Source organism: Alcanivorax sp. HI0083, assembly GCF_001635175.1.
In genome coordinates, this window is the sequence record NZ_LWFX01000007.1 from 1 (window position 1) to 726 (window position 726).

At 56.1% G+C, this 726-nt stretch carries 1 protein-coding gene; it reads right to left on the reverse strand.

Annotation, left to right across the window (positions count from 1 at the left end; genetic code table 11):
- A partial coding sequence (locus A3754_RS00185) for a thrombospondin type 3 repeat-containing protein (protein ID WP_197468331.1) occupies positions 1 to 726 on the reverse strand: 726 nt, incomplete at both ends.

Here is a 726-nt window from a genome sequence, read left to right on the forward strand (position 1 = left end):
CACGTCAGCATTATCGCCAACGCCATCGCCGTCCGAATCGGCAGTTTCACCAGAATCATTCGGGAAGGCATCCCCGTTATCACCAACGCCATCGCCATCACTGTCGGCGGTTTCGTTTGCGTCATCCGGGAAAGCGTCCGCGTTGTCACCGACACCGTCGCTGTCGCTATCGGCCGTTTCTTCCGGATCATTCGGGAAGGCATCCGTGTTATCGCCTACAAAATCACCATCACTATCGGTGGTTTCTTCTGGGTTATGCGGGAAAGCATCTGCTTCATCGCCTACACCATCATTGTCGCTATCAGTGTCTTCCTCCGGGTCTTCCGGGAAGGCATCTGCGTTATCCCCTACGCCATCACCATCTGTGTCGGCATCCTCTTCCGGATCGTTAGGAAACACATCGGCATTATTGCCAACACCGTCGCCATCGGTGTCCGTGGTTTCAGCTGGATCATTTGGGAAGTCGTCCTCGCCATCGACCACGCCATCTTCGTCACGATCCGGATCGAAGGGCGCGTCGTCCTCCTCATTGAGCAGGCCATCGTCATCAATATCCGCATCACTGCTGTCCGGCATGCCATCCTGATCGATATCACTTTCGGTTTCTGCCGGCTCGATAACCGTGGTGGTGTTCTCGGCAGTAGACGTATCCGCGTCCACGCCGGTATCTGCCGTTTCTTCAGCCACCACACTGGCTACCTGGGATACGGTCTTGTTGGAACCGGG